The 19,482-nt window shown below is 47.4% G+C and carries 21 protein-coding genes; 20 read left to right on the top strand and 1 reads right to left on the bottom strand.

Annotated features, from left to right (window positions below; translation table 11 throughout):
- Positions 1 to 312 precede the first annotated feature (312 nt).
- The 9 genes from NQS30_RS15255 (at position 313) to NQS30_RS15215 (ending at position 7,571) form a co-directional block, all read left to right on the top strand.
- A complete protein-coding gene (locus tag NQS30_RS15255) occupies positions 313 to 1,584 on the top strand; it encodes a tetratricopeptide repeat protein (protein WP_150941287.1) in 1,272 nt (423 codons plus the stop codon).
- A gap of 73 nt (positions 1,585 to 1,657) precedes the next feature.
- Positions 1,658 to 2,197, top strand: coding sequence for a ReoY family proteolytic degradation factor (locus NQS30_RS15250; RefSeq protein ID WP_003153482.1), 540 nt, complete (start codon positions 1,658 to 1,660; stop codon positions 2,195 to 2,197).
- A 54-nt stretch (positions 2,198 to 2,251) separates the two neighbouring features.
- On the top strand, positions 2,252 to 2,698 hold the full coding sequence (locus tag NQS30_RS15245; RefSeq protein ID WP_042635302.1) for a YpiF family protein: 447 nt from the start codon (positions 2,252 to 2,254) through the stop codon (positions 2,696 to 2,698).
- 137 nt (positions 2,699 to 2,835) lie between these two features.
- On the top strand, positions 2,836 to 3,339 hold the full coding sequence (locus NQS30_RS15240; protein WP_003153484.1) for a Rieske (2Fe-2S) protein: 504 nt from the start codon (positions 2,836 to 2,838) through the stop codon (positions 3,337 to 3,339).
- 1 nt (position 3,340) lies between these two features.
- Positions 3,341 to 4,015, top strand: a complete 675-nt coding sequence (gene qcrB / locus NQS30_RS15235; RefSeq protein ID WP_003153485.1) for a menaquinol-cytochrome c reductase cytochrome b subunit — start codon at positions 3,341 to 3,343, stop codon at positions 4,013 to 4,015.
- Between the two features lie 31 nt (positions 4,016 to 4,046).
- A complete protein-coding gene (locus NQS30_RS15230) occupies positions 4,047 to 4,814 on the top strand; it encodes a menaquinol-cytochrome c reductase cytochrome b/c subunit (protein WP_007409471.1) in 768 nt (255 codons plus the stop codon).
- A gap of 108 nt (positions 4,815 to 4,922) precedes the next feature.
- Complete coding sequence (lhaT, locus tag NQS30_RS15225; RefSeq protein WP_015240097.1) at positions 4,923 to 5,516, top strand: lipoprotein heptaprenylglyceryl N-acetyltransferase LhaT; 594 nt, start codon at positions 4,923 to 4,925, stop codon at positions 5,514 to 5,516.
- Between the two features lie 67 nt (positions 5,517 to 5,583).
- Positions 5,584 to 6,366 carry a sporulation protein YpjB gene (gene ypjB / locus NQS30_RS15220; RefSeq protein ID WP_007612217.1) on the top strand — a complete coding sequence of 261 codons (783 nt, stop codon included), beginning with the start codon at positions 5,584 to 5,586 and terminating at the stop codon, positions 6,364 to 6,366.
- A 29-nt stretch (positions 6,367 to 6,395) separates the two neighbouring features.
- On the top strand, positions 6,396 to 7,571 hold the full coding sequence (locus tag NQS30_RS15215; RefSeq protein ID WP_218791277.1) for an oxalate decarboxylase family bicupin: 1,176 nt from the start codon (positions 6,396 to 6,398) through the stop codon (positions 7,569 to 7,571).
- A 23-nt stretch (positions 7,572 to 7,594) separates the two neighbouring features.
- Here NQS30_RS15215 and NQS30_RS15210 read toward each other — a convergent pair whose 3' ends face one another.
- The gene (locus NQS30_RS15210) at positions 7,595 to 8,467 is read right to left on the bottom strand and encodes a YitT family protein (protein ID WP_003153493.1); all 873 of its coding nucleotides are present in this window, start codon (positions 8,465 to 8,467) and stop codon (positions 7,595 to 7,597) included.
- Positions 8,468 to 8,609: 142 nt separating this feature from the next.
- On the opposite strand from NQS30_RS15210, the gene NQS30_RS15205 reads away from it, so the two are divergent.
- The 11 genes from NQS30_RS15205 to dinG all read left to right on the top strand — a co-directional run bounded on the left by NQS30_RS15205 (position 8,610) and on the right by dinG (position 19,422).
- Positions 8,610 to 8,945 (top strand): nucleotide pyrophosphohydrolase, encoded by a 336-nt coding sequence (locus tag NQS30_RS15205; RefSeq protein WP_003153495.1) that lies wholly within the window; start codon positions 8,610 to 8,612, stop codon positions 8,943 to 8,945.
- 8 nt (positions 8,946 to 8,953) lie between these two features.
- A complete protein-coding gene (dapB, locus tag NQS30_RS15200) occupies positions 8,954 to 9,757 on the top strand; it encodes a 4-hydroxy-tetrahydrodipicolinate reductase (RefSeq protein ID WP_015240095.1) in 804 nt (267 codons plus the stop codon).
- A gap of 23 nt (positions 9,758 to 9,780) precedes the next feature.
- Positions 9,781 to 10,194, top strand: a complete 414-nt coding sequence (gene mgsA / locus NQS30_RS15195; RefSeq protein WP_003153499.1) for a methylglyoxal synthase — start codon at positions 9,781 to 9,783, stop codon at positions 10,192 to 10,194.
- Positions 10,187 to 10,900, top strand: a complete 714-nt coding sequence (bshB1, locus tag NQS30_RS15190) for a bacillithiol biosynthesis deacetylase BshB1 (protein ID WP_015240094.1) — start codon at positions 10,187 to 10,189, stop codon at positions 10,898 to 10,900. Before mgsA ends, bshB1 begins: the two co-directional genes overlap by 8 nt.
- Positions 10,897 to 12,030, top strand: a complete 1,134-nt coding sequence (bshA, locus tag NQS30_RS15185) for an N-acetyl-alpha-D-glucosaminyl L-malate synthase BshA (RefSeq protein ID WP_015240093.1) — start codon at positions 10,897 to 10,899, stop codon at positions 12,028 to 12,030. The genes bshB1 and bshA overlap by 4 nt, the downstream gene beginning before the upstream one ends.
- A gap of 4 nt (positions 12,031 to 12,034) precedes the next feature.
- A complete protein-coding gene (locus NQS30_RS15180; RefSeq protein WP_059368453.1) occupies positions 12,035 to 13,225 on the top strand; it encodes a CCA tRNA nucleotidyltransferase in 1,191 nt (396 codons plus the stop codon).
- Complete coding sequence (locus NQS30_RS15175; RefSeq protein WP_069007168.1) at positions 13,210 to 14,187, top strand: biotin--[acetyl-CoA-carboxylase] ligase; 978 nt, start codon at positions 13,210 to 13,212, stop codon at positions 14,185 to 14,187. Before NQS30_RS15180 ends, NQS30_RS15175 begins: the two co-directional genes overlap by 16 nt.
- A gap of 244 nt (positions 14,188 to 14,431) precedes the next feature.
- Positions 14,432 to 15,265 (top strand): 3-methyl-2-oxobutanoate hydroxymethyltransferase, encoded by an 834-nt coding sequence (panB, locus tag NQS30_RS15170; protein WP_012117845.1) that lies wholly within the window; start codon positions 14,432 to 14,434, stop codon positions 15,263 to 15,265.
- A gap of 3 nt (positions 15,266 to 15,268) precedes the next feature.
- Positions 15,269 to 16,129, top strand: coding sequence for a pantoate--beta-alanine ligase (panC, locus tag NQS30_RS15165; protein WP_069007169.1), 861 nt, complete (start codon positions 15,269 to 15,271; stop codon positions 16,127 to 16,129).
- Between the two features lies 1 nt (position 16,130).
- Positions 16,131 to 16,514: an aspartate 1-decarboxylase gene (gene panD / locus NQS30_RS15160; RefSeq protein WP_003153510.1), complete on the top strand. Its 384-nt coding sequence runs from the start codon at positions 16,131 to 16,133 to the stop codon at positions 16,512 to 16,514.
- A gap of 121 nt (positions 16,515 to 16,635) precedes the next feature.
- Positions 16,636 to 19,422, top strand: a complete 2,787-nt coding sequence (dinG, locus tag NQS30_RS15155; protein WP_218791276.1) for an ATP-dependent DNA helicase DinG — start codon at positions 16,636 to 16,638, stop codon at positions 19,420 to 19,422.
- The last annotated feature ends 60 nt before the right edge of the window (positions 19,423 to 19,482 follow it).

Here is a 19,482-nt window from a genome sequence, read left to right as displayed (position 1 = left end):
GATTCTTCGGGCTTTTTTCTTCATGTGTCATAAAACTTTGGGCTTTGACATAGCTTGTCTTAAACAGAAAATAACAGAAAGGGGGAATGCGTTTTCGTTACAGAAACAGCCGGAACAAATTGCGCTGTTTGCGTATAAAGATGCCGTCCCCTTTTTTGCCGTTTTCCTCTTAAGCATTTTCTGATAAACTATAATGCCGGGTGAAGCATCTTATTTGCGGGCAGGCCCTGTCTGAATTATGATAAGAATAACCCGAATAAAAACCCTTTTCATTGGTTGATGAGGTATAGGAAAAGAAAGGACCGGTCTGATTTGAATACATTGATCCAAGAAGCCATAAAATTAGTTGAAGCAGGTGAAACCGAAAAGGGACTAAAAGCGCTTTCGATAGCTGAAACGCAGCTTCATGACGAAGACAAAGCCATTGCAGCCCAGCTCTACTATGAATGGGGAAACGCCGAAAAAGCGTTAGCGCTGATCAGTGATCTGCATGACCTTTATCCGGATGAGTCTGAGCTGACGAATTTTTACGCCGAATTGTTAATAGATATTGATGAAGAAGAAAAAGCTCTAGAGGTGCTGGAGACAATTTCTCCGGAAGACCCGTCTTACGCGGAAAGCCTTCTTTTAATGGCTGATCTGTATCAGATGCAGGGCTTATTTGAAGTAAGTGAGCAAAAGCTGTTACAGGCGAAATCGATGTTACAAGATGAACCTGTTATTGATTTCGCTCTGGGGGAATTATACTTCACTCAGGGATCATATGCAAAAGCCGTTCCTTACTATGAAGAGACGGCAAAAGAACGGCACGAAATCGGCGGCGTAAATGTTCATCAGAGGCTGGCTGAGTCATTGAGCGCGGCGGGTGAATTTGAGGAAGCGATTTCATGGTATGAAAAAGCGGCGGCAGAACATACAGAACCGAATACGATTTTCGGGTACGGGTTCACAGCCTATCAGGCGGGAATGGTCAAAACAGCCATCAAGCAGCTGTCTGATTTAAAAGGGCTTGATCCTTCCTATTCATCGCTTTATATGCCGCTTGCAAAAAGCTACGAGGCAGAAGGCATGTATGAAGATGCATTAAAAACCGCTAAAGAAGGTATTACTTACGATGAATACAATAAAGAGCTTTTTCTCTATGCGGCGAAAATGGCGTTAAAGCTCGGCAACGCAGAAGAAGGAAAAAAGCTTCTTCAGGAAGCGCTGGCGCTCGATCCGGGTTACGTGGAAGCGCTCCATACGCTTTTAGCCGTCTATCATAAAGAAGAAAGCTTTGAAGAGATTATTGATCTGATTCAGGAAGTCCGCGGCTACGGAGAAGAAGATCCGAAATACAATTGGTATTTGGCGGGTGCTTATACAGGCCTTGAGCAATACGCTGAAGCGAAAAAAAGCTTCGAAGCTGCGTATCTCCATTATCAGGATGATCGGGATTTCTTATATGAATACGCTCACTTCTTATTGGAAGAGGGTCTCCAGAAAGAAGCGCTGCCGCTTTTAAAACAAGTGCTTTCAATGGATGGAACAAACGAAGAGCTTGAAGAAACAATCTTACGGATAGAGGATGAATTTTTAAGATAAGCAGGATTTTGGACCATGCTTGCTGAATGTATAAGTGATGTCAGATTATACGATCGATAGAGGAGGGAATTACATGCAGACCCCTGTTTCTGTCAATGAAAAAAAGGATTTTATCCGTTGGTTTTTAAATCATTATCAGCTTAAACGCCGGGAGTGCGTCTGGATTTTAAATTATTTAATGAGTCATGATTCATTAATGGAAAAAGTCCATTTTGTAGAACAAGCCGAATTTTGCCCGCGAGGCATTATCATGTCTACTCATTGCGTTGATGAGGTGCCGTTTAGGTTTTACAAAGAAAATGTCATGACTACGGACGCGGAAAAATCTTTTCACGACATCCGGTTAAATAAACAGCAGGATTTATTTATCCAGCTGAATTTCCGTTCGGCCTACAGCTCACCGGAATATGCCGCTGTTCTTGAATCAAATCCGCATCTGCCGAAAGACCTGTTTGAAAATAAACAGGATCAGGGGATGGCCGAAAAAATATTAGAACATGCCATTTCCACTTTCCAGCGGGAAAAGCTGCTTAAAGATATCGACGAGGCGCTGGACCGCCACGACAAAGAAACATTTGAAAAGCTTTCCCGCCAATTGAATCAGCTCACATAAATGACAGCCTTGCAGAATATGCAAGGCTTGTTGCGTAAAGAGGAGGAACGAGACATGAGATGGAGGGCCGCTGATGCCGATGCCTATTTACAATCTGCGGATTACATTGATACCGCTGTCATTCCGTTAATTTCCATAACATCTTCAGGAGGCTTAAAAGAGGCCGTTGAACAGGGGGAAAGCACCCAATTGCTTTCTGAAGAGCTTGAGCGCCAATTGAAGGGACGGGTATATTTATTCCCCTCTTATACATATGTTGATATAGACCAATCACAAATCGCCCTGCTTCAAAAACTCAAAGACGAGGTGATGACCAACTTTCGCCACGCCTTGTTCCTGACGGCAGACGAAAAATGGAAGGATTCTGAAATAGGGTCTGATGTCATATACATACCTGCCGTTCCGTTTGAACATATGAAAGACTCTTTAAAGAGAAAAATTGCGGATGACAAGTGCGGAGAAATTTTGAACGTTTTGTTACAGAAGTGGAACAATTCTTAAAAACACCAGGCATCCCGCAAAACACCCGTTTTGCCTCTGTTGACCTTGCTGAAAGATTCATATATTATGAGGGTGTCAAATCTCAGAATTATTTTCTATTTTAGTTAATTTTTGGTCAATCTTTAGGGGGGGAAGAGATGGGCGGAAAACAAGATATATCAAGAAGACAATTTTTAAACTATGCGCTCACCGGCGTGGGGGGATTTATGGCCGCCAGTGCGCTTATGCCCATGGTCCGTTTTGCACTGGACCCGGTATTAAAACCGACGGGAGATCAAAAAATGGTGCAGGTTGTCAGTGTGGATGAGCTGACGAAGGAGCCGAAGCGGTTTGACTTTAAAATTCATCAAGTCGACGCCTGGTACGAATCGGAAGAATCCAGGTCAGCCTGGGTTTACAAGCATGGGGATGAAATTATAGCGCTTTCTCCGATCTGTAAGCATTTGGGCTGCACCGTAAACTGGAACAATGATCCTAAAAATCCGAACAAGTTCTTTTGTCCCTGCCATTACGGGCTGTATGAAAAAGACGGCACAAACGTTCCGGGCACGCCGCCGCTCGCGCCTCTTGACCGTTATGAGCAAAAAGTAAAGGACGGCTTTTTGTATCTTGGAAAAGCAAAGCCTAGGGGGGAAGGGTGACATGCTGAACAAAATTTATGACTGGGTGGATGAACGTCTCGATATTACGCCGATGTGGCGGGATATCGCCGACCATGAAGTGCCGGAACATGTAAATCCCGCTCACCATTTCTCGGCTTTTGTCTATTGTTTCGGCGGTTTGACGTTTTTTGTAACCGTTATCCAAGTGTTGTCCGGGATGTTTTTAACGATGTATTATGTGCCGGATATAAAAAACGCGTGGGAATCTGTGTATTATTTGCAGAATGAAGTCGCTTTCGGGCAGATTGTAAGGGGTATGCACCATTGGGGTGCAAGTTTAGTCATTGTGATGATGTTTTTACATACGCTGCGGGTTTTCTTTCAGGGAGCTTATAAAAAGCCTCGGGAATTGAACTGGATCGTCGGTGTTCTGATCTTTTTTGTGATGCTCGGTCTCGGTTTTACAGGGTATCTGCTTCCATGGGATATGAAGGCGCTGTTTGCGACAAAGGTAGGTCTTCAGATTGCGGAGGCGACGCCATTGATCGGAGCGCAGGTGAAAACTCTTCTTGCCGGCCACCACGATATTGTCGGCGCCCAAACGCTGACGAGATTTTTTGCGATTCACGTATTTTTTCTCCCTGCCGCTTTGTTTGCGCTCATGGGCGCCCACTTTGTCATGATCCGCAAGCAGGGAATTTCAGGACCGCTTTAATACAAATCTGATATAAAAGGGAGGGGATGACATGCACCGGGGGAAAGGAATGAAGTTTGTAGGAGATTCAAGGATACCGGCTGAAAAAAAACCGAATATACCGAAAGACTATTCAGAGTATCCTGGAAAGACAGAGGCGTTTTGGCCGAACTTCCTGCTGAAAGAATGGATGGTCGGGGCCGTTTTCCTCGTCGGATTTCTCGTTTTAACGATTGTGCACGAGCCGCCTTTGGAACGGGTGGCGGACCCGACGGATACAGGGTATATTCCGCTGCCGGATTGGTATTTTCTATTTTTATACCAGCTATTAAAATATGAATATGCCGCAGGGAGCTACACCGTTATCGGCGCGATGATTATACCGGGTCTTGCTTTCGGGTCGCTGCTTTTGGCTCCGTTTCTCGACAGGGGGTCTGAAAGAAGGCCGTGGAAGCGTCCGGTTGCGGTCGGCATGATGCTTTTGGCGCTTTGCGCTACGGTCTTTTTAACGTGGCAGTCAGTCGCAACGCATGACTGGGCGAAGGCGGAGGAGCAAGGGAAAATCAAAAAAGAAGCCGCCATTGATACTGAATCAGACGGTTATAAGGTATTTAAAGAACAAGGCTGTATTTCCTGTCACGGGGATAATCTTCAAGGCGGAAGCGCCGGTCCGTCCCTGGTCGATAACGGGCTGAGCCCGGAAGAAATTAAAAAAATCGCCGTTAAAGGGAAAGGGCAGATGCCAGCCGGTATTTTTAAAGGGAATGACAAACAGCTTGATCAGCTGGCGAAGTTCATTTCTGAAACGACAGCGAAATAACGTATTGTGAAGTAGACAATAGCAGGATATACTTTTATGAAAAGAGCTGACTTGGATGTCAGCTTTTTTTGCATAATACATACTTTTTACGGACTGAGAGTTGATGGTATGAGGTGGATTTCTTATCTTTTAGGGTTGCGCGGCATGCTTCTGCTTGTTCTTGCCGTTAATTTTATCGGTACGGTATACGGCTATTATTGGTATGTGCCTCAGCTTGCGGACACGCCGTTCCGATTTCTGATATTTGTGCCTGACAGCCCGACGGCGACGTTTTTCTTCCTGTTCGTGCTTCTGGCATTTCTCATGGGAAGAAACGCGCCGCTGTTTGAAGCGCTGGCTCTTGTAACCCTTGTAAAATACGGGCTGTGGGCGGTCGGAATGAATGTCTTTGTGCTGGTCAAAATGGGGCAGATGCCTTGGGAAGGGTACATGCTGATTGCTTCACATTTTGCCATGGCCGTTCAAGGCGTTTTATACAGCCCGTATTTTCGGTTCCGGTTAAGGCATCTTGCCGTTGCCGCTGTTTGGACGCTTCATAATGATGTCATTGATTATCTTTTCGGCATGATGCCCCGCTACTCAATGCTCAATGACTATATGCAAGAGATCGGCTATGCTACATTCTGGCTGAGCATATTTTCACTCGGCCTTGCATACTATTTGGTGATTTCTAAAAGACGGATAAAGCTTGACTTACACTGATAGAATCTTGGTCTAACCTTGTCCCGCTCCTCATATTCTGTAAAGAGAAGGAGTGGGAGGGACCTCTATGAAACGAAAGCTGACGATCTGTCTTTTACTTGCTCTTATGTGTTTCATCACAACTGCCAAAGCTGAAGATGAGGGCGGTCTCAAGGAACTGAACGACCTTTCGGATACCGTTTTCCAAATGACGCGGCATTCGCAGTATGATGAGGCTCTGCAAGTGCTTGGCTACTTTAAGAAAAAAATGACACACGTAAACTCACTGAGCGGCGCCGAAGTCAGGCAGGTGACTCTGGGTTTCAATGATTTAGTGCGCGTTCTGAAACAGGCAGACGCCTCAGATACCGAAAAAATCCGGGCAGCCGCCCAGTTCAGGTTGGTAATGGATGCGATGGAAGACCACTCCGATCCGCTGTGGGGTTCGCTTGAAAGACCGATTATGGCGACATTCAGCGCCTTAAAAGAAGATGTCAGCGGAAACGGAAGTGAAAATTTCAATGAAAAGTGGAATGAATTTATATCATTATATGATTTAATTTATCCCAGCCTGACAATGGATGTGTCGGCCGGCCAGCTTGATACGGTGGCGAAACATATCGAGGTGATTGAGCAGGACGGGTTTCAGCAGATGACAAAAGGAACAAAGCTTGAGCGTCTGACGCTCCTGCAGCAGGATTTAAAGCGGGTTTTTGACAAGGTGGAGCGGGATGACGCTGACCCTTCGCTGCTCTGGGTCATTCTGACAACAGGCGGTATCATTATTACTGCGCTGACATATGTCGGCTACCGAAAATACAGAGCGGAAAAAAAGAAAGAGAAAAAGCGTGAGTATCCTAAGTCTAAATAAACACAAATTGCTGTAAAGGAGCTAAGGCAGTGAAAAAACTCATCCAGCAATTGGCTTCAAAACACCTCCCGCAGCCGATCAGAGGCAGAAAAGGGGCGACTGACGAAGGACCGCGAAACCTCGCGCGTGACTTCCAGAATCCTGACATGCTCGTTCCGCCTTCAACGGATGCAGGAACGGTTCAAAACTTGAAATTCTCATTTTCTGATACGCATATGAGGCTTGAAGACGGCGGATGGTCCAGAGAGGTGACGGTCAGGGAACTGCCGGTATCCAAAAACATCGCGGCGGTGAACATGAGACTGAAGCCGGGAGCTGTGCGGGAGCTTCATTGGCATAAAGAAGCCGAATGGGGATATGTGATTAACGGAGGAGTCCGTTTAACTGCGGTCGATCAAAATGGGCGGAATTTTATTGACAACGTAAGTGAAGGGGACCTGTGGTATTTTCCTTCCGGCATTCCTCATTCCATTCAAGGATTAGAGCAGGGCAGTGAGTTTTTGCTCGTCTTTGATGACGGCTCTTTTTCAGAAAACAGCACCTTTTCAGTAACGGACTGGTTTGCCCATACCCCGCGCAGCGTGCTGGAGGCGAACTTCGGTGTTCCCGGATATGATTTGGCTTACATCCATAAAAAAGAGCGTTACATGTTCCAGCTGGAACCGCCTCCCCAGATTGAGCGGGCAGCAGTTTCTTCCCCGGAAGGCACCGTTTTGGAGCCGTTCAGCTACAAGCTTTCCCGGCAGGAGCCCCTTGTTACCAGCGGGGGAAGAGTAAAGATTGTCGATTCAAAAACGTTTAAGGTGTCAAAAACGATTGCCGCAGCTCTCGTGGAAGTCGAACCCGGAGGCATGAGAGAATTGCATTGGCATCCGAATACGGACGAGTGGCAGTATTATCTTTCAGGAGAAGCGAAAATGACGGTGTTTGCGGCGGAGGGAAGAGCGCGGACATTTAACTATCAAGCAGGTGACGTAGGATATGTTCCTTTTGCAATGGGACATTATGTTCAGAATACCGGTGACACCGTACTTCGCTTTCTGGAAATTTTCAAAAGCGACCGTTTCGAAGACGTCTCCTTAAACCAATGGCTGGCACTGACGCCGCAGCGCTTCGTCGAACAGACGCTCAATGTCAGTCCGGCATTCGCCCGCCGATTAAAAAAGAAAAAATCACCGGTTGTCAAATGGAAACACAAACAGTAAAGGCGGCAAAAGCCGCCTTTTTATTATCGTCTGATCGGATTTTTATTTTCATCAAGCGTAAATCCTTCGCCGAGCACATCATGAACGTCGCTTACTGCAACAAAGGCGTGCGGGTCAACGGAAGTGATGACGCTTTTCAAAAGCACAATTTCGTTTTTCGGAACGACGCAGTAAAGAACGTCCCTGTCTTCTTTTGTATATGATCCCTGTCCTTTTAAAACGGTGACGCCGCGCTCCATCTCTTCAATGATTTTTTGCTGGATCAAATCGTTTTTCGAAGAAATAATCGTTGCCCCTTTTGCGGCATAGCCGCCTTCCTGGATAAAATCGATCAATCTCGCAGCGACAAAAACGGCTACAAGCGTGTACATCGCTTCCTTGTAAGAAAGATACGTAAACAAAGAAAGCAAAATGACACAGGCGTCAAAGGCAAACATCGTCCGGCCCATCGGGATTCCGAAAAATTTGTTGATCAGCCTGGCGATGATATCGACCCCGCCCGTCGTGCCGCCGTATTTAAAAATAATGCCGAGACCCGCGCCGATAAATACACCGGCGAATAAGGCGGCCAGCGCTAAATCATGCGACAGCGGCATATGAATTTCGTAGCGCTGAAAAACACTCAGAAAAACGGAAAGAGAGACGGTGCCGATAAGGGTATAGACAAACATCGTCCGGCCGAGCATACGCCAGCCGATGAAAAAGATAGGAATGTTCAATACCAGGTTGGAAATAGAAGGGCTGATGTGGAATAACGCATATAAAAGCAGCGTAATGCCGGTAAATCCGCCTTCCGCCAAATTGTTCTGCATATTAAAGTGAACCAGTCCGAATGAAAAAACAGCGGCGCCGATTAAAATAAAGCAAATGTTTTTGATTCTGATTTCTCCAAGCATTGCATCAAACCCCTTTTCCTTCCATAAGATTGCGTAAATATTATAGTGGATACAAAAGAAAACAGCAAACTGCCGTTTTTAACATTTGTCAAATGTACTTGAATTAGCTAACATGGAAGAGATGACAGGAGGTATTCGCACAGTGAGTGACAAAACGATGAAAGACTTACAAGCTGAGGTCGATGAATATATCGGCCAATTCAAAGAAGGCTATTTCAGCCCGCTTGCCATGATGGCCCGTCTCACGGAAGAACTGGGCGAACTTGCAAGAGAAGTCAACCATTATTATGGGGAAAAGCCGAAGAAAACGACGGAAAATGAGAAAAGCATGGAAGAGGAAATGGGCGATGTGCTGTTCGTCCTGATCTGCCTCGCCAACTCTCTTGATATTTCATTGGAGGAAGCTCATAACCGCGTCATGCATAAATTTAATACACGTGATAAAGACCGCTGGACTAGAAAAGAAGAAGGAAAGTAGGAGAAACCATGTCAAATGAAACCATTAAAGTCGTCATTGCAGGACCGAGAGGCAGAATGGGCCAGGAGGCCGTAAAACTTGCCGTCCGCACGCCTCATTTTGAGCTTGTCGGCGCCATTGACCATACATACGATCAGCAAACATTGCGGGAAGTGATGTCAGCTGATTCAGACGCTCTTATTTATACGGATATCCGCGCATGTTTCCAAGAAACAAAACCGGATGTGCTGATCGATTTGACAACGCCTGAAATCGGCAAAAAACATACGAAAGCCGCTCTTGAACACGGCGTCCGCCCCGTTGTGGGAACGACCGGATTTTCTGAAGCGGATTTAGAGAAGCTTCAAGCCTTGACTGAAGAAAAAGGAATCGGCGCCATCATCGCTCCGAACTTTGCATTGGGCGCGGTGCTGATGATGAAGTTCTCACAAATGGCCGCCAACTATTTTGAAGATGTAGAAATCATTGAGCTTCATCATGATCAAAAGCTGGATGCCCCGAGCGGAACGGCGCTGAAAACAGCGGAAATGATCTCAAGCGTCCGTACAGAAAAGCAGCAGGGCCATCCTGATGAAAAAGAAATTCTGCCGGGCGCCCGCGGTGCTGAATTAAACGGCATCCGCCTTCACAGCGTGCGTCTGCCGGGCCTTATCGCCCACCAGGAAGTCATGTTCGGCATGGACGGCCAGACGCTGAAACTGCGCCATGACTCCTATAACCGGGCTTCCTTTATGTCAGGAGTGAAGCTGTCAGTGGAGCAAGTGATGAAAATCGACCAGCTTGTATACGGACTCGAAAATATTATCGACTGAATCGGCAAGGGGGAGAACATCAAATGAAAATCGCTTTGATTGCTCACGATAAAAAAAAGCAGGATATGGTTCAGTTTACGACCGCATATAAAGATATACTGAGCCATCATGAGTTATACGCGACAGGTACGACAGGCCTGAAAATCCAGGAAGCGACCGGATTGTCCGTTGAACGTTTTCAATCCGGCCCGCTCGGCGGAGATCAGCAAATCGGCGCATTGATTGCGGCAAATGCCCTGGATCTCGTCATTTTTCTGCGCGATCCGTTAACTGCGCAGCCTCATGAACCGGATGTCTCGGCGCTGATCCGGCTGTGTGACGTATACGCGATCCCGCTCGCCACAAATATGGGGACAGCGGAAATCCTCGTCCGGACGCTGGACGGCGGGGCATTTGATTTCCGCAATCTTGTGCGCGGAGGAGAGCCGAATGTCTGAACACGTTGATATTCTGGCGTTCGGCGCCCATAGTGATGATGTCGAGATCGGTATGGGCGGCACGATCGCAAAATTTACGGCTCAAGGGAAAACCGCGGTGATATGCGATTTGACCGAGGCCGAACTATCATCCAACGGAACGGTAGGGATAAGAAAAGAAGAAGCGGCAAAGGCGGCCCGAATTCTCGGCGTAAAAGAGAGAATCCAGCTTACGCTTCCCGATCGCGGGCTTTTGAAAAATGAGGACGGCATCCGCCGGATTGTCAGTGTCATCAGAGCCTGCCGGCCGAAAACCGTTTTCATGCCTTATCCGAAAGACCGCCATCCTGACCACGGCAATGCGGCGGCTTTGGTCGAAGAAGCGGTGTTCTCGGCGGGGATTCATAAATACAGAGATCACCAAGAACTGCCGGCTCATAAGGCTCAGCGCGTATACTATTATATGATCAACGGGTTTCACCGTCCGGACTTTGTAATCGACATAACGGAAACCATCGATCTGAAAAAAGAAAGCCTGCACGCCTATCAAAGCCAGTTTATTCCTACGGCGCAGTCAGTGAACACACCGCTGACCAACGGTTATATCGAAATGGTGGAAGCGCGGGAAAAACTGTATGGCAAAGAAGCCGGGACGGGGTATGCCGAAGGCTTCTTTTCAAAACAGCTTCCCGTTTTGAATGATGATGTTTTTGGGGGCGGACAATGAGACCATTAAAAATAGGGATTACATGCTACCCGAGTGTCGGAGGCTCGGGTATTATTGCGACGGAACTCGGCAAGCTGCTTGCGGAAAAAGGGCACCAGGTTCATTTCATCACATCAAGCATCCCGTTCAGATTAAATACATATCATCCGAATATTCATTTTCATGAGGTGGAAGTCAACCAATACGCGGTATTTAAATATCCGCCTTATGACCTTACGCTGGCGAGCAAAATCGCCGAGGTTGCCGCGCGGGAAAATCTTGATATCATTCACGCGCATTATGCGCTGCCGCATGCGGTATGCGCTTATCTTGCCAAACAGATGCTCAAGCGCGACATCGGCATCGTGACGACGCTTCACGGTACGGACATCACCGTTTTAGGATATGATCCGTCATTAAAAGATTTAATCCGTTTTGCCATCGAAGCGTCCGACAGAGTGACGGCGGTATCAACCGCGCTTGCCGGAGAAACATATGACTTAATCAAGCCGGATAAAAAAATTGAGACCATCTACAACTTTATTGATGAACGTGTTTATCTTAAGAAAAATACAGAGAGTATAAAAGAGAAACATGGCATTTTGCCGGATGAAAAAGTCGTCATCCATGTCTCGAACTTCAGAAAGGTAAAACGTGTTAAAGATGTCATCCGCGTTTTCCGTAATATCGCAGCCAAAACAAAGGCGAAGCTCCTGCTTGTCGGCGACGGACCGGAAAAGTGCGTCGCTTGGCAGCTAGTCGAAAAATACGGTCTGCAGGATCAAGTGCTGCTCCTCGGAAATCAGGACAGGGTGGAAGAGCTGTATTCCATCAGCGATCTTAAGCTTCTTCTGTCTGAAAAAGAAAGTTTCGGACTCGTACTTCTGGAGGCGATGGCCTGCGGCGTGCCGTGCATCGGAACAAATATCGGCGGAATACCGGAAGTGATTAAAGATCAAGTAAGCGGTTTTCTGGTGGAAGTCGGCGATATTCAGGCGGCATCTGAAAAAGCGCTTGCCGTTTTAGAAGATAAACAGCTCAGCAAACGATTGACTGATCATGCGCTGAAAATGGTGGAGACCGCCTTTTCTTCGCAAAGAATCGTCAGTCAGTATGAACGGATTTATGACGAATTGGCAGGACCGGAGTGATCTTATGGAACAGGAATTTGTCAAAGCCCTCCCCATCCTTCATCACCTGATGAAGGCGGGCCATCAGGCGTACTTTGTCGGGGGAGCCGTCAGAGACAGCTATATGAAACGAAAAATAGGTGATGTGGACATCGCAACCAGCGCTTCGCCGAATGAGGTGGAGCGTCTCTTTAAGCGGACTGTCGATGTAGGAAAAGAGCACGGCACCGTCATCGTCCTGTGGGAAGATGAAACCTATGAAGTCACCACTTTTCGTGCCGAATCAGAATATAAGGACTACCGGCGCCCTGAAGCTGTGCGGTTCATTACTTCTTTATCAGAAGACTTAAAGCGGAGAGACTTAACGATTAACGCGATGGCGATGTCTGCCGAAGGAGAGCTGCTTGATTATTTCGGAGGCGCACATGATATCGGACAAAAGCTGATCCGTACGGTGGGTAATCCTGAAGACCGTTTTCGGGAAGACGCTCTGCGGATGATGAGAGCCGTCCGCTTTATGAGTCAGCTCGGCTTTCTGTTAGAAAAAGAAACAAGAGAGGCCGTCATAAAAGACAGGGAGCTTTTGGCACATGTATCAGTAGAACGAAAGACCGTCGAGTTTGAAAAGCTGTTGCAGGGCGCTTTCTCACAGGAAGCAATTCAAACGATGGTGCAGACAGGTCTGATACAAGAGCTGCCCGGCCTTTCCGGTTATGAGCAGCAAATGCTGGAAGCAAGCGGATTTCCCTTTTCTTCTTTAGATGCACGCGAAGAACGCTGGGCGGCGCTGTTATTGTTTCTCGGTCTTTGTCCGAAAAGCGCCGAGGCGTTTTTAAAACAATGGAAACTGCCGGGAAAAGTCATAAAAAAAGCGGTGCAGATCATAAGCGTTTATCCGGCGCAGCTGGAAGCGGAAGCGATGTACCGGGCGGGAGAGGCGCTGTTTTCAGCCGTTAAAATCGGGATGCTGAAAAAGCATAAGACGATTGATGAACAAAAGCTGAAAGAGGTTCAGAGCCTGTATGAGCAGCTGCCGATCAAAAGCCTTCGAGACCTCGACATTTCAGGAGCTGATCTGATGGAGCTCAGAAACCGCCGCGCGGGTAAATGGGTGGCCGAAGAACTTCGCCGGATCGAAGAAGCGGTATTGGCAGGGAAGCTCCCTAACCGAAAACATGACATAAAGGAGTGGCTCGCATCATGGGATCAACATTAAGAACCCGATTAATTGATTTATTTTCTGAGGCGGGTGACGGCTTTATCTCCGGGCAGAAAATAAGTGACGCGCTCGGCTGCTCGAGAACCGCCGTTTGGAAACATATAGAGGAACTCCGCAAAGAGGGCTATGAGGTTGAGGCGGTCAGACGAAAAGGGTACAGGCTCATTAAAAAACCGGGGAAACTCAGTGAATCCGAAATCCGTTTCGGGCTGAAAACAGAGGTTTTGGGCAAACAGCTTCATTACCGGGACGTCCTGCCGTCCACCCAAAAAACCGCTCATGAACTTGCCAATGACGGCGCGCCGGAAGGGACGCTCGTAGTCGCCGATAAACAAACGGCAGGCAGAGGAAGAATGGCCAGAGTATGGCATTCACAGGAGGGAAACGGGATTTGGATGAGCCTCATTCTGAGACCCGACGTTCCTTTGCAAAAAACGCCGCAGCTCACCCTGTTATCCGCCGTTGCGGTCGTACAGGCCATCGAGGCTTTTACAGGTGTACAGCCCGCCATTAAATGGCCGAATGATTTAATGATTCACGGCAAAAAAGCCGTCGGGATTTTAACTGAGCTGCAGGCGGAAGAAGACCGTGTCCGTTCGGTTATTCTCGGGATCGGGATCAACGTGAACCAGCAGGAAACCGATTTTCCCGGCGAGCTTCAGAACATTGCGACGAGCCTGAGCATGGAAGCCGGCGAGAAAATTGACAGAGCGGGTCTGATACAAGAGATTCTGCTGACTTTTGAAAAACGCTATCAGGATTACTTGAACCACGGCTTTACACCGATCAAGCTGCTATGGGAAAGCTATGCGGTCGGACTGGGGAACGAGCTCAGAGCGAGAACGCTGCAAGGGACGTTTTACGGGAAATCGCTCGGCATTGATGATGAGGGAGTTCTTCTCTTGGAAACGAGAGATGGTATAAAGAAGATCTATTCTGCCGATATTGAGCTCAATTAATCTTAGTTGGTACAAGCCTCGTGAATTTGGTATACTTCCTATGGGCAGTATCATAATGAACTGCACCCGATCAGCAGAACAGAGATTACGAAAAGTCTGCCTTGATCCAAAAAAGGACTGGGACAGAGGGATGACATTCGCCGAACGTTAAACAAGTGGGAATCCTTCTTATTTTACAGAAGGCTTTTTTGCTTGCGAAGAATTGGCGGCTCATCTCCTCACCGTTTAGAGGAGGAGAAACAGAATGAAAACAAAACTGGATTTCGTGAAAATGAAGGAAAACGGAGAGCCGATCGTGATGCTCACCGCTTACGATTATCCGCAGGCAAAGCTTGCGGAACAGGCGGGAGTCGACATGATTTTAGTCGGGGATTCGCTCGGAATGGTCGTGCTCGGACTCGATTCAACAGTCGGCGTAACGGTCAGTGACATGATTCACCATACAAAAGCGGTAAAACGCGGTGCGAAAAATACGTTTATCGTAACTGACATGCCGTTTATGTCTTACCACCTTTCAAAAGAGGATACATTGAAAAACGCCGCGGCCATTATTCAGGAAAGCGGCGCGGACGCGTTAAAGCTGGAAGGCGGAGACGGCGTTTTCGAATCCATCCGCGCGCTGACTCTCGGCGGAATTCCCGTCGTCAGCCATTTAGGCCTCACACCGCAGTCTGTCGGCGTATTAGGCGGATATAAAGTGCAGGGAAAAGATGAGCAAAGCGCGAAAAAGCTCATTGAAGACAGCATCAAATGCGAGCAGGCGGGAGCGATGATGCTCGTGCTTGAATGCGTGCCTGCTGAACTGACTGCTAAAATAAAAGAAGAAGTATCCATTCCCGTCATCGGAATCGGAGCCGGTTCAAAAGCGGACGGCCAAGTCCTTGTCTATCATGACGTCGTCGGCCACGGCGTGGACAGAACACCGAAGTTCGTGAAGCAATACGCCAAAATCGACGGCACGATTGAGTCGGCCCTCAGCGGTTACGTCCGTGATGTGAAAGAACGGGTTTTCCCGGAAGAAAAGCATTCCTTTCAGATAAACCAAACTGTGCTGCAAGGCTTGTACGGAGGAAAGTAAGCGATGAAACAACTGACAGAAACTCAACAGCTGAAAGAATTAATTGCACAATACCGCTCAGAAGGCCGGACGATCGGATTCGTCCCGACAATGGGTTTTCTTCATGAAGGACATCTGACGCTGGTTGAAAAAGCAAGCAAAGAAAACGATATTGTTGTGATGAGCATCTTTGTCAATCCGACTCAATTCGGACCGGGCGAGGATTACGAAGCATATCCGCGAGATTTAAAGCGCGATGCCCGGCTTGCAGAACAGGCGGGGGCAGATGTTTTGTTTACGCCGTCTCCAAGTGATATGTACAAAGGCGAGCAAAATGTTGCCGTGCAAGTGAAAAGGAGAACTGACGTGTTGTGCGGCGCCTCCCGCGTCGGCCATTTTGACGGAGTGGCCACTGTGCTGACGAAGTTTTTCAATCTCGTTAAACCGACCCGCGCCTACTTCGGCCTGAAAGATGCCCAGCAGGCAGCGGTTGTGGACGGATTGATTGAGGATTTCTTTATGGATATCGAATTGGTTGCAGTGGACACGGTCAGAGAAGAAGACGGACTTGCCAAAAGTTCTCGCAACGTCTATCTGACTGAGCAGGAACGCAAAGAAGCGCCGATGATCTATAAAGCATTGCAGCAAGGCGCCGAACGGATCAGAGACGGTGAAAGAAATCCGGAAACCGTTATAAAAACCGTCACCGATATCATCGAAAACACAAGCGGCGTCATTGATTATGCCGAACTGTACGCTTATCCGGAGCTGACTCCGCTTAAAACATTAAACGGCAAGGTCATTCTGGCCTGTGCCGTCCAATTTTCTAAAGCCAGACTGATTGATAATATCATTATTGATATTGATGAATGGGAGAGATCATAATATGTACCGCACTATGATGGCCGGAAAACTGCACCGTGCTACCGTGACGGAAGCCAATTTAAACTATGTCGGCAGCATTACAATTGATGAAGATCTTTTAGATGCCGTCGGAATGCTCGCTAATGAAAAAGTTCAGATTGTGAATAATAATAACGGAGCGAGACTTGAAACGTATATTATTCCCGGTAAGCGGGGGAGCGGCGTCATCTGTTTAAACGGAGCAGCCGCCCGTCTCGTCCAAGAAGGAGATAAAGTCATTATTATTTCTTATCAAATGATGTCTGATCAGGAAGCAAAAAGCCATCAGCCGAAGGTGGCCGTTCTGGATGATCAGAATAAAATCGAGCAGATGCTGGGTCAGGAGCCGGCACACACGATTTTGTAAAAGAGCCCCCTTCATGGGGGTTTTCTTTTAAGATTTAGGGGCAAAAGCTGTTTTTCCGCTCCATTTCTCAACAAAACGTGTTACACTTTTCTCGTATGCAAGAATTGAGGTGTCCATTTTAATGAACAAACAACGGTTCGTTGTCATAGATGTCGAAACAACAGGAAATTCGCCGAAAAAGGGCGATAAAATCATTCAAATCGCAGCGGTTGTCATTGAAAATGGACAAATAACTGAGCGGTTTTCAAAATATATCAATCCGAAACAGGCCATCCCGCCGTTTATTGAACAGCTGACCGGAATTTCGTCCGGAATGGTTGAAAATGAACTGCCGTTTGAAGCGGTCGCGGAGGAGATTTTTCATCTGCTTGACGGCGCGTATTTTGTTGCCCACAATATTCATTTCGACCTCGGATTTGTCCGGCATGAACTGAGCGAAGCGGGCTATGAGCTGCCGGATTGTGAAGTGCTTGATACGGTTGAGCTTTCACGTATTGTTTTCCCGGGGTTTGAAGGATATAAGCTCGGTGAGTTGTGCGCGGAGCTGAATATTGTTCATGACCGACCTCACCGCGCAGACAGCGATGCGGAGGTTACGGGACTGGTCTTTTTAGACATTTTACATAAACTGAAACATTTGCCTTTACCGACATTAAAGCAGCTTAGAAGGCTTTCACAGCATTTTATCAGCGATTTGACGCTGCTTTTGGATTCTTTTATACATGAAAGCAGGCCGGCGGAAGAAAAGAGCTGCATTCCATACGCCTCTTTTTCGATTAAAGAGCCCGATCACATTCCGGTTTCCCGTGCGGTGAATGCGGACATTGACCTTGAAAAGTGGAACGAAGAAAAAGAACAGATCTTATCCGGCATCATCCCCCGCTATGAAAAGCGGAAAGGGCAGCTTTCGATGATGGATGAAGTGCTTGGCGCCTTCCGCAATCGGGAGCATGCGCTGATTGAAGCGGCACCCGGCATCGGAAAAACGATCGGTTATCTCGTTCCGGCTGTTTTATTTGCCAAAGCGGAACAAACTCCCGTGATTATCAGCACGTACTCTACTCTTCTGCAGCAGCAGATCATGTCTAAAGATCTTCCGCTTTTGGAGCGTATATTTCCTTGGCCGGTCAAAGCCGCTATTTTAAAAGGGAAATCACATTATCTGTGCCTGCCTAAGTTTGAACATATTCTGCATGAGGAAGATGACAACTATGATGCGGTTTTGACGAAAGCGCAGCTTCTCGTCTGGCTGACGGAGACTGAAACTGGCGACGCCGCTGAGCTGAATCTTCCATCAGGCGGCAGATTGCTGTGGGAGCGCATGGCTTACGATGAGAATTCTTTTTTTAAAAAAGGGAAGGACTCGGCTGCCGGGTTTTATGAACGGGCTAAAGAAAAGGCGCAGGCCGCAGATCTGATTATCACAAACCATGCTTTGCTGTTTTCAGATCAAAGCAGTGAAACGAAAAAACTGCCTGCAAGCGGAACGGTCATCATTGATGAAGCGCATCATTTCGAACGCGCCGCCAGCGAGCACCTGGGGAAGAGAGCTTCATACATCGGACTGCACACAAAGCTCAGCCGAATCGGCACCTTAAAGGAACACGGACTGTTAAAGCGGATGAGAAAACTGTTTTATACGTATGAACTGCCGGCGGAAAGTTTTTTTGACGCCGATGAGTGGATGAAGCATATTCAATCGGAAAGCGACGCATTTTTCAGTTCAGTGCATTCTTTTGTCAAACGAAGAAAACCTAAAGACGATTCGAACCGTCTCGTCTATAGTCTCAATCATAAAAGCCAGGATAAAGGGTTTCACATGATAACGGACGGAGCGGAGCGGCTTTGTGCGATGCTGGATCAGCTGCTTGACATGTTTTCAGTACAAGAGAAACTGTTACATCAAAAGCTTGATCAGATGAAAAGCGGAGCGGCTTTTTTAGCGGCCGAATATGTAAAGTGTATCAGGGGGCTGAAAGAATATCGCGATACGTTCAGCAGGCTGCTGTTTGAAAATGATGAGAAAGAAGCCGTTTGGGTTGAAATTGACGCGAAGGGCGCAAAAAATGCCGTCAGCATCTATGCGCAGCCTTTGGAGCCCGGTGAAATGCTGGCAGACCAGTTTTTCGCCCGCAAAAAAAGCGTTGTGCTCACATCAGCGACCTTAATGGTGGAGCATTCTTTTCAATTTATGATTGAAAGGCTCGGACTTGCGGATTTTTATCCGCGCACCAAAAGCATCCCGTCTCCTTTTTCTTACGATGATCAGATGAACGTCATCATTCCGAAAGAGATGAAATCCGTTAAATATGACGGAGAGCGGGAAGTCATTGAGCATATTGCCAAGTATGCAGAAATCATGTCAAAGGGAAAACAGCCGAAGATCCTTGTCCTGTTTACGTCTCATGATATGCTGAAAAAAGTGTATCAGGAACTGAAACTCAGTATGGAGATATCAGGCATTCAGCTTCTCGCCCAAGGTATTTCGGGCGGGAGTCCCGGTAAATTAATGAAAACCTTTAAAACGGCAAGCCGGGCGATTTTACTCGGGACAAATCATTTCTGGGAAGGCGTTGATTTTCCGGGGGATGAATTGTCAACCGTCATGATCGCAAGACTTCCTTTCAGGGCGCCTGACAATCCGCTTCATGCCGCAAAATGCGAATTTGCCAAGAAGCAGGGGAAAAATCCGTTTCAGACGATTTCCCTGCCTGAGGCCGTGTTAACGTTCAGACAGGGGATCGGGCGCCTGCTCCGTACGGCGGGAGACAAAGGAACAATCGTTCTTTTAGATCAGCGTGTAAAGACGGCGGGATACGGACGGCTGTTTCTTGAAGCGCTCCCGACTTCATCCCTTTTGGAGCTGACTGATGCCGAACTCGGGGCTTATGTCAGCCAAACGGAATAAAAGCCGCATAATCGCGGCTTTCGTGGTGTGGGATGAGGAATTGTTTTTATAGTAAAAGCG

The organism is Bacillus sp. B1(2022) (assembly GCF_040259625.1).
GTDB classification, from domain to species: Bacteria; Bacillota; Bacilli; order Bacillales; family Bacillaceae; genus Bacillus; species Bacillus velezensis.
This window is presented reverse-complemented; position numbering and strand designations above follow the sequence as displayed.

Bases quoted from the DNA above. Each gene is read 5' to 3' on its own strand.
- NQS30_RS15250 (WP_003153482.1), top strand. From the start codon at position 1,658: ATGCAGACCCCTGTTTCTGTCAATGAAAAAAAGGATTTTATCCGTTGG.
- NQS30_RS15245 (WP_042635302.1), top strand. From the start codon at position 2,252: ATGAGATGGAGGGCCGCTGATGCCGATGCCTATTTACAATCTGCGGAT.
- NQS30_RS15240 (WP_003153484.1), top strand. From the start codon at position 2,836: ATGGGCGGAAAACAAGATATATCAAGAAGACAATTTTTAAACTATGCG.
- qcrB (WP_003153485.1), top strand. From the start codon at position 3,341: ATGCTGAACAAAATTTATGACTGGGTGGATGAACGTCTCGATATTACG.
- NQS30_RS15230 (WP_007409471.1), top strand. From the start codon at position 4,047: ATGCACCGGGGGAAAGGAATGAAGTTTGTAGGAGATTCAAGGATACCG.
- lhaT (WP_015240097.1), top strand. From the start codon at position 4,923: ATGAGGTGGATTTCTTATCTTTTAGGGTTGCGCGGCATGCTTCTGCTT.
- ypjB (WP_007612217.1), top strand. From the start codon at position 5,584: ATGAAACGAAAGCTGACGATCTGTCTTTTACTTGCTCTTATGTGTTTC.
- NQS30_RS15210 (WP_003153493.1), bottom strand. From the start codon at position 8,467: ATGCTTGGAGAAATCAGAATCAAAAACATTTGCTTTATTTTAATCGGC.
- dapB (WP_015240095.1), top strand. From the start codon at position 8,954: ATGTCAAATGAAACCATTAAAGTCGTCATTGCAGGACCGAGAGGCAGA.
- mgsA (WP_003153499.1), top strand. From the start codon at position 9,781: ATGAAAATCGCTTTGATTGCTCACGATAAAAAAAAGCAGGATATGGTT.
- bshB1 (WP_015240094.1), top strand. From the start codon at position 10,187: ATGTCTGAACACGTTGATATTCTGGCGTTCGGCGCCCATAGTGATGAT.
- bshA (WP_015240093.1), top strand. From the start codon at position 10,897: ATGAGACCATTAAAAATAGGGATTACATGCTACCCGAGTGTCGGAGGC.
- NQS30_RS15180 (WP_059368453.1), top strand. From the start codon at position 12,035: ATGGAACAGGAATTTGTCAAAGCCCTCCCCATCCTTCATCACCTGATG.
- NQS30_RS15175 (WP_069007168.1), top strand. From the start codon at position 13,210: ATGGGATCAACATTAAGAACCCGATTAATTGATTTATTTTCTGAGGCG.
- panB (WP_012117845.1), top strand. From the start codon at position 14,432: ATGAAAACAAAACTGGATTTCGTGAAAATGAAGGAAAACGGAGAGCCG.
- panC (WP_069007169.1), top strand. From the start codon at position 15,269: ATGAAACAACTGACAGAAACTCAACAGCTGAAAGAATTAATTGCACAA.
- panD (WP_003153510.1), top strand. From the start codon at position 16,131: ATGTACCGCACTATGATGGCCGGAAAACTGCACCGTGCTACCGTGACG.
- dinG (WP_218791276.1), top strand. From the start codon at position 16,636: ATGAACAAACAACGGTTCGTTGTCATAGATGTCGAAACAACAGGAAAT.